This window comes from Allobosea sp. 05T439 (assembly GCF_056396005.1).
This window is the reverse complement of the sequence record NZ_JBFTKP010000083.1, coordinates 1-8,384: the sequence shown is the minus strand read 5'-3', so window position 1 is coordinate 8,384 and position 8,384 is coordinate 1. Positions and strand designations below refer to the sequence as shown.

9 protein-coding genes are annotated in these 8,384 nt (G+C 62.9%); 6 read left to right on the top strand and 3 right to left on the bottom strand.

What is annotated here, in order from left to right:
* The first annotated feature begins 415 nt into the window (after positions 1-415).
* The 6 genes from AC1DIO_RS34615 to AC1DIO_RS34590 all read left to right on the top strand — a co-directional run bounded on the left by AC1DIO_RS34615 (position 416) and on the right by AC1DIO_RS34590 (position 4,569).
* Positions 416-664, top strand: a complete 249-nt coding sequence (locus AC1DIO_RS34615; RefSeq protein WP_441508823.1) for a hypothetical protein — start codon at positions 416-418, stop codon at positions 662-664.
* Positions 665-705: 41 nt separating this feature from the next.
* Positions 706-1,197, top strand: a complete 492-nt coding sequence (locus AC1DIO_RS34610) for a hypothetical protein (protein ID WP_441490971.1) — start codon at positions 706-708, stop codon at positions 1,195-1,197.
* Between the two features lie 16 nt (positions 1,198-1,213).
* The gene (gene ppk2 / locus AC1DIO_RS34605; RefSeq protein WP_476771127.1) at positions 1,214-2,005 is read left to right on the top strand and encodes a polyphosphate kinase 2; all 792 of its coding nucleotides are present in this window, start codon (positions 1,214-1,216) and stop codon (positions 2,003-2,005) included.
* A 36-nt stretch (positions 2,006-2,041) separates the two neighbouring features.
* Complete coding sequence (locus AC1DIO_RS34600) at positions 2,042-3,100, top strand: sensor histidine kinase (protein WP_476854886.1); 1,059 nt, start codon at positions 2,042-2,044, stop codon at positions 3,098-3,100.
* A gap of 9 nt (positions 3,101-3,109) precedes the next feature.
* On the top strand, positions 3,110-3,721 hold the full coding sequence (locus AC1DIO_RS34595) for a response regulator transcription factor (protein ID WP_441509105.1): 612 nt from the start codon (positions 3,110-3,112) through the stop codon (positions 3,719-3,721).
* A gap of 167 nt (positions 3,722-3,888) precedes the next feature.
* Positions 3,889-4,569 (top strand): hypothetical protein, encoded by a 681-nt coding sequence (locus AC1DIO_RS34590; protein ID WP_476777378.1) that lies wholly within the window; start codon positions 3,889-3,891, stop codon positions 4,567-4,569.
* 97 nt (positions 4,570-4,666) lie between these two features.
* On the opposite strand, the gene AC1DIO_RS34585 is transcribed toward AC1DIO_RS34590, so the two are convergent.
* The 3 genes from AC1DIO_RS34585 to AC1DIO_RS34575 form a co-directional block, all read right to left on the bottom strand.
* Positions 4,667-6,352 carry a SulP family inorganic anion transporter gene (locus AC1DIO_RS34585; protein WP_441509103.1) on the bottom strand — a complete coding sequence of 562 codons (1,686 nt, stop codon included), beginning with the start codon at positions 6,350-6,352 and terminating at the stop codon, positions 4,667-4,669.
* Between the two features lie 43 nt (positions 6,353-6,395).
* Positions 6,396-7,970 (bottom strand): CYTH and CHAD domain-containing protein, encoded by a 1,575-nt coding sequence (locus AC1DIO_RS34580; protein ID WP_441509102.1) that lies wholly within the window; start codon positions 7,968-7,970, stop codon positions 6,396-6,398.
* Positions 7,971-8,000: 30 nt separating this feature from the next.
* The coding region (locus tag AC1DIO_RS34575) for a DUF2950 family protein (protein ID WP_476854885.1) at positions 8,001-8,384 on the bottom strand (384 nt) is incomplete at its 5' end.

The following is an 8,384-nucleotide window of genomic DNA, read 5'->3' as shown; positions in this document are numbered from 1 at the left end:
CGCTCTGGCCGGCTGGCTGTCGGACCAGGACGCCACGCCGGCAAGCAGGGCGAAAGCAAGCGACCAGTGCTTCAATGTCGACATGTTGTGGCCTCCGGGTTGGCCCGCCTGGATCCCTCGTCGTTMGCCTCTGCGACCGCGGGGGGAAGGGGGACTTCGGTGAAGCTGCAACGATAGGCGACGGCCCAAGGGGGCGGGAGTAGCTAACGGGAGGTTACGCTCGTAACACGCTGTCGAGCGGTCGGGACGCTGTGCKAGCTTCCGCAAGTCCCGCCCCTATTGACTCAGTTTCACTGGTCGCACGCATCGGTTGCGGCCCCTTGCCGGGCGTAGCCTCCTGTTAGTTACTCCCGCGGGCGCGATCTTTCTCCATAGTGGACGTGACGTGGCGCTCGTCGGCGGGAGAACCGTTGCGATGGATCAGGGTGTGCTGGCTGCCATCCGGCATCTTCCAGCCTATGGGAGGTCGATTAGGGAAAGAGCACTCCGCAGCGAGAGTTTTCGCACGCTCTGCGCAGACCTCGCCGAAGCCGAACGGGCCTTGGCGGAATGGGAGAGTTCGGCCCTGCCGATCCGCAAGGCGCGTTGCATCGAATATCGACAGCTCGTCGAGAGCCTCGAAGCCGAGCTCAGGGAAACCCTTGGTCGTCCGGACGGCATTTGACGAGGCAGGCAATCGCGATTTCGACTGGAGAGGAAACGGCAATGCCCCAGACCGCGGCGCACGGCGCGAAAGCCGACATTCTCGCCGACGAGAGTTTCATGTCGGCCGACGACCTGAAAGTTTACATGGCGGACATCGAGATGGCGAAGGCATCCAAGATGCTGGGTGCCATGGATAAGGCCGAGGAGGCACGCCAGAAGCTGATCAAGACGCTTGCGGAAGAGGTCGAGGTCAATGCCGAGCTGATTGCCCGGATCAAGCACAACCTCGCAGTGAAGACGCGCGCGGCTGCCGAGCGTGGCGAGCGCGAGGTCATGGTGATGCGGTTTCCGAGCGCGCTGTGCAACGACAAGGGCCGTGCGCTCAACAACTCAGAGGCGGACTGGCCGACGACGCTCACCGGACGGCCGCGCCAGGCCTATGAATTCTGGAAGGAGCATCTGAAGCCCGCGAATTATCGGCTGCGCGCGATGATCATCGACTGGCCGGGTGGGCTGCCCGGCGATGTCGCCTTCTTCCTGGCCTGGTCCTAACCGGGAGGGCGTGATCATGGATGCTCCTGTCAGCAAGGCCATGAAGCGAGAGCCTTACGAGCGCCAGTTGAAGGAATTTCATGGCGAACTGGTCAAGCTCCAGGAATGGGCCAAGCATACCGGCGCCAAGATCTGCATTATCTTCGAGGGCCGTGACGGCGCCGGTAAGGGCGGTGTCATCAAGGCGATCACGGAGCGGGTGAGCCCGCGGGTCTTCCGCGTCATCGCGCTTCCTCCGCCGACCGATCGCGAACGCTCGCAGATGTACGTCCAGCGCTATCTGCCCCATCTCCCGGCCTCCGGCGAAGTCGTGATCTTCGATCGCAGCTGGTACAACCGCGCCGGCGTCGAACGGGTGATGGGGTTCTGTACGGAGGAACAGGCTCAGGCCTTCCTGTTCGCAGTCCCGAGCGTCGAGAAAGTCATCGTCGAATCCGGCATCATCCTGCTGAAATACTGGCTTGAGGTCAGCCCGAAGGAGCAGACGCGCCGGATCGAGGAGCGCATCACCGACCCGCGCAAGATCTGGAAGCTGTCGCCTATGGATCTGAAATCCTATGGCCGCTGGAATGACTATTCCCGTGCCCGCGACGACATGTTCCGGGCAAGTGATACGAGCTGGGCGCCCTGGTTTGCCGTCCATTCCGACGACAAGCGCCGCGCCCGGCTGAACATCATCTCTCATATCCTGTCCTCGATCCCCTACGAGGCGCCGCCGCGCGAGAAGATCAAGCTGCCGAAGCGCCAGAAACTGGACGACCACCAGGAAACGAGTTTCGCGAGGCACTGGGTCGCGGAAACCTGCTGAAACGCAACGAAGTGAGGCAGCCACCGGGAGGCCATATTGCAACGCTCTGAGGTAGCACTGGACGTTCGATTTCGCGCGGGGGGCGAGATCCCGACGGCGACGCTGCACGCCGGCCGGCATCGATACCTGATCCTTTGTGGCGTCTTCGCGCTGGCGGTGATCTCCGGCCTTCTCCTCAATCTCGTCCTCGGCTCCGGACCGGACGAAGTGTTGAATAGTACCAAGTACTTAKACATCGTCGCTCGTCGGCCCACAGCCTGGGAACAATATGGCTGGTCGATCGCAGGCATCTCGATCGCCTTTTTCCTGCAAGCGTTGCTGATCCTCCTGTTCCTGTTCGAACGCCAACGACGCGCCGTGGCCGAGCAGGAGGCAAGTCAGTTCATTTCGGAAGCCATGACGGTCAATCGGCGGATTTCGCTGGGAGAAATGTCCGCGTACATAGCGCACGAACTCAAGCAACCGCTCAGCGCAATCCTCATCAATACTGAAGCGGCCGAGATCATCCTCAAGAATGCGGCCCCCAGCATCGCGGAGCTTCAGGACATTGTCGCGGACATCAAACGGGACGAAATGCGCGCGGTCGAGATCATCGACCGCGTGCGGAACATGATCCGACTCGCGCCATCGCCTGCTCAGACGATCGATCTGAATCGCTGCATCCGCGATACATTCCGGCTCGTATCCAGCCGCGCTGCCGCAAACGATATCGGTCTGAGATCAGAGCTGGACGAGAATCTTCCGGAGATCCCGGCCGATGCCATCCAGATTCAGCAGGTGATCCTCAACATCACCATCAACGCGCTCGATGCCATCATCGGCCATGGCAGTTCTCGAAGAGATATCATCGTAAAGAGTGCATTTCACGGACGAGGCATCGTCGAGATATCCATCATCAACTACGGACCGAAAGTCCCGCCTCAGTCGTTGTCGAGAATTTTCGACGAGTACTACACCACCAAAGCCGATGGAATGGGGCTCGGCCTGGCGATCAGCAGGAAGATCATTCTCGCCCATCGCGGGCGGATCTGGGTGGACAACCGCGATGATGGCGGTGTTGCCTTCCACATCCATCTCCCCGCCATGAAGACATGAAGCGCCTCCATGCCAGCCAATATCTATCTGGTCGATGACGACATCTCCTTCAGGACCGCAATGGTTCGCTTGCTCGAAGCCTCCGGCTTCCAGACGAAATCATACGGGACCGGAGCCGAGCTCCTGGACCAGCTTCCCGACGAAGGAACGGACGGCTGCATTCTGCTCGACGTCGATATTCCAGGCGTGAGCGGCCCTGATCTTCAGCTCCGCCTCAATGCGGCCGGATCGCGATTGCCCGTGATCTTCCTCACCGGTCATGGCGACATTCCAACCAGTGTCCGCACGATCAAGGCCGGCGCAGAGGATTTCCTGACGAAGCCGGTCACCAAGGACGTGCTGTTCGATGCGATAAACCGGGCGCTCGCACGCTGTCGCCGCACCAGGCACAATGACGATGGTGCTGTATCGCGAGCGCTCCGGCTCGGCAGCCTCACCCCGCGGGAACGCGAGGTCTTCGCTCTTGTGGCGCGAGGCCGGATGAACAAGCAGATCGCCTACGAACTCGGAACCACCATTCGCACCGTCAAGGCTCACCGGCACAATGTGATGGAAAAGATGGCCGCACGCTCGATAGCCGAGCTTGTCCTCTCCGCGGAGCAACTGGGCCTTATCTCGTAGCAATGACTTGCGATCAGTCGGGCAGAGCCAGCCAGCCTTGCATCATGTCCGTGCAGTTCGATTGCCACCGCAACAAACCAATGGGAACCTGGCGCCTGACAAAACGGCGTGTTTCCCGGAGATTCGTCAGCGTTCTGGAGCCGTTTTGAAAGAAGGGTTGGACCACGATGACAACCGACCTCCTAGCGAGTGGCTACAACCCGCATCCGGCAAAGGGCCTGAAGACCCCGAGGGCTGCCGCCGCCGCCGGGATCCTTTTTTCGGTGCTGCTGCTTACCTCGCTTTTTCTGATCCTCGACACCGTGCGGCTGGACCCGCGAGACCCTGGCGACTGGCTGGGTCCGCAATCCTGGAAAGTGTCGCTCGCGCTCAACCTGATCCCGTTCGCGGGCATCGCGTTCCTGTGGTTCGTCGGTGTCCTCCGCGACCGGATGGGGGCGGCCGAAGACAAGTTGTTTGCGACGGTCTTTCTCGGAAGCGGTCTTCTGTTCATCGGCCTGCTCTTCGTCTCCGCTTCTTCGGTCGGAGCCATCCTCATCGCCTATTCCGCGCTTCCCAGGGACCTGCCGGGATCGATGACCTTCATGCTTGCGCGGTCGCTCGCCTATCACCTGACCAGCATCTACGCCCTGAAAATGGCGGGCGTTTTCCTGATGACGGCCTCGACGATCGTCCTGCGCACCGGAATTGCCGCACGCGCAACGGCGATCACAGGGTATATCGCCGCCGCCATCATCCTGATCGGCAGCCAATTCCTGGATTGGACCGTGATCATCTTCCCGGTCTGGGTCTTCATCGTCAGCGTCGACATCCTCATTCGGGAGGCCCGCTCGCGGCCGGCCGGTTAGATCATCGAACCGGAAACCGTATCCGGTCCGATAATCTAACCTTTTGTGTTTGCATCGGCTTTCCCAAAAACCGGAATCCACTTTTCGGGCCGATGCCTTAGCCTGCTGGAATGACGCGGCGCTCGGCTTCAAAGGCGCCGACGGCATCCTGAAGCTCGTCGAAAATCAACCCTGGCCCAATCGCATCGAGAAAACCCGATCGCCTGAGGATGTCCATCGGATCCCGGTGCAGCTCCGCGACGGCCAGCGTCACGCCGCGCTCTGCAAGCCACCCCTGCAGCTCACCGAGCATGACCGCAGCAGTTGAATCGATCTGGGCGATCGCGCTGGCGTCGATCACGAGCCAGCGCGTCCCCGGCGGTGCCGCATCGACGATACCCTCGATCCGGGCTTTGACGTATTCGGCATTGAAGAACAGCACGCTGCCCTGAACCAGGTAGATCACCAGCCCTGGAACGGGCCGCGCCTCCTGTACCCGATGAAGTTTGTAGAAGCCCGGCCTGCCGGCAGCGCGCCCGAGCAAGGCATCGCGCGGTCGCATGTCCTTGAGCAGCAGATGAAGCAGGGTCCCAGCAATGGCGATCACCACGCCGCTCAACACCCCCAGGCTGATCGCTCCCCACATGCTGATCAGCGCAAAGACGAACTCGACCCGGCTGATGCGCCAGGTTTCCCTCAAGCCGGAAATGTCGATGAGATTCAACGCCGCTGCGACCAGAATGGCGCCCAGCGCCGGCACCGGCAGCACGCGCAGCGCCTGATTGAGGTAGAGCAGCAGCGCCGTCAGCGCGCCGGCCGCAACCAGCCCGGCCAGTTGCGATCGTGCTCCGGCAGCCAGGTTTATCGCTGTACGCGAATCCGAGATGGTGACCGGAAAGCCGCTGAACAATCCCGATGCGATATTGGCCGCGCCGATGCCGACGAGCTCGCGGTTGGCATCGATCGGAAAATTGCCGCGCACCCCGAAGCTGCGCGCACTGACGAGCCCGGCGCTGACGCCGACGAGCCAGACGGCCCCGGCGCCGAGCACGAGTTCGCGCAGCGGCAAGGCAGCCCCGGTGGGAAACGACAGGGCCGGGAGTGTGTTTGGCAGGCGGCCGACGACCTTGATACCCATCGCCTCGAAATTGAACAGATGGGAGGCGATGGCTGCAACGACGACGACGACGAGAGGCCCCGGGATCGGAAAGCGCAGGCGTGGCAGGATCAGCAGAAGCGCCAGCATCGCCGCTCCCAGCGTCACCGATGGCCAATGGATCAGATCCGATCTTCGCAACAGTTCCAGGACTGGGGCCAGCAAGCCGTCGGCGTCGATCTTCACGCCGGTCAGCCGACCGATCTGGCCCACCATGATCGATATCGAGATGCCGCTGATGAATCCGATCAGGATCGGCCGGGACAGGAAGGCCGCGATGGCGCCGAGGCCGACCGTGCTGGCAAGAAGGCTGAGGATGCCGACAGCCAATGCAAGCGCCGCAGCAGTGGCGACCCGCTCCTCGGGAGAGCCGGCAGGCATCGCGGCCATGACCGCGGCAAGAACCGTCATCGTCGCCGCATCGGGGCCAAGCATGAGCTTTTGGGAGGGCCCGAAGAGCGCATAGCCGACGAGCGGCAGGATGCTCGCATAGATCCCCACCTCGACGGGCAGCCCTGCGATCGCGGGATAGGCAATGGCGCTCGGGATCGCGACCGCCGCCACCGCCAGGCCTGCGGTCACGTCAAAGCGCAGCCAGTCGGGCGAGAAGCCAGAGAAGCCGCTCAGGATTGGAAGGCGACCGAACATCATTGCTTCCTTGCGCCTTGTCCGGCGAGCCCAGCGGCGCAGGCTATGCCAGGCCGGAATCCTCTCCCTCGTCGAAGTCGAGATCAGAACGCTCCAGCCTGGAGCGGGCAGCCGCCGCGCTATCCGTCACGTCCTTGGTGTCGGAAGCGCGGCAGAGCGCAGTTGCAAGGCCGGCGGCGAAGAGAATGCGGCTGCCGCCGCTATCCCCGCCCAGCACCTCCTCGACATAGCTCATGAGCAAGGCTTCACCGGTCCTGCGGTCATTGAGGTCGCCAAGGACGCGCTGGATTGTCTGGAGAGGCTCGATGAGGCTGGAGAAGCTTCGCCGGGCCAGAAGCGCACCGAAGGGGTCGATCATGTAGCGGAGCTTCTTGGCGCGAACGCGCGCCTCATGCTGTTCGGGTGGATCGAGCCGTTCGATGTGCCGGCAGCGCTTGAGGAAAGACTTCAGTCGCGGCCGAAGTTCGCGTCTCAGATAGCGCCCGATCGGCATCTGGAGCAGCTCGGCCTGTTGCGGCGTCGGCGAGGTTCGTGCCAGCGCGCCGAGCAGGTCGAGGCTGAGCTCCAGGGCTGCCGGCGACTTCAGATAGTCGATCGCCGTTTCACGAGCGTGCTCGCCCCGGGTTTCAAAGACCGCTCTCAGATCCGCAACGCCCGGGGCGCTGCCATAGCTGGCGCCGAGCGCTGCCAGGACGGTCTCGCAGAGGACATCGACCTCGCGGGATGCACCAAGAAACTGGGTCAGCCAGCGAAGCCGTGGCGAAAGGTCATTGTCACCTCGCCATTGCTGGGCCGGCTCGAACAATGAGGCGAGCGCCCGTATCCGGCGAATGCAGACCCGTGCTTGATGCAGCGCCTCGCCGCCGCCGCCCGCCGCGAGCAGGGCAAAGTTATCGAAGAGTCCGGTGAAGCAAGTGGAGAACGTGCTCTGGATGGCCTGTTCCGTGCTCATGCCCGGCGTGACATCGAAGGACAGTTCGCTGACGGCGCTCTGCGGGGAACCCGCGCTCAGCCGGAAGCCGCGCTCGCCCTTGGACGACAATACCGGCAGCGAGGGCACGATCGATGCCAGATCACGGGCACAGCTCAGGAGCGCAGTCGGCGTGCCGCTTGCGAGTTCGAGCTCGGCCTCGCAGATCGGCAGCGACCGGCCATCGCCCTGGATCTCTCCGATGTCGAGCGCCAGTTCCACCGTCGCATCGGGGCGCATGATGACGAAGGTCCTGCGCCTGACCTGCGTGCTGAAAACCGCTCGCAAGTTGCTCAGGTCGCGGTCGCCCAGCACATCGCACAGAGGCGTCCCTGCGAGCGTATCCTTCGACGGTGCATCGGTCGCGACGGCGCACTCCCACTCGCCGCGCATGATCGCTCCGGCGCCACTCGACTTGACCGTCTGGATGTTCTTCCGGCCGTCATGCCGGATGCGAAGCGAATAGCCCTTGCGCCGCAGCTTGAGCTTGGGGGTATCGAAGTAGACGGAGTGCAGGCGCCGTGTCCTGCCCTTCCCGCTTGTCCCCAACGCCTTGGCCGCCCGGGCATAGTGCTCGAGGTCCCCACTCATGGGAATGAGTTTCAGCTCGACCTCGCGATTGTCCGGCATCATCGGCCCCAAAGCCATTCCCGGTCGTGTCCGCCAGGTGGACTGCCATCAACTCTGCGGCACCGAAACCTTCTCCCAGGTCTTGTCGGGATCGTATGAGCGCATCCGCGTCGCGATCCGGCTGGTCTTGGGTCCCAGATCCTTCTGATACACCGTACCCTCGTGGTTCACGATGAAGCTCATGACGCCGGAGGTGCCGTATTCGGCGGGATAGGCGAGCAGGGCGAAGCCGCCGATCATCTTGCCGCCGACGACATAGTCGAGGCTTCCGCCTGGCGCCGCGGCCCCCTGGCGCTTGAGGATCTTGTAGTAGTAGCCGTGATAGGGCGTCTTGCCCTGCCCGCCCTTGTAGCCTTCGCGCTCGGCCTGCGCGGCGAGAGCGCCAAGCGGACTGGCCTCTTCTCCTGCCCCGGTCGCCCAGAACAAGCCGTC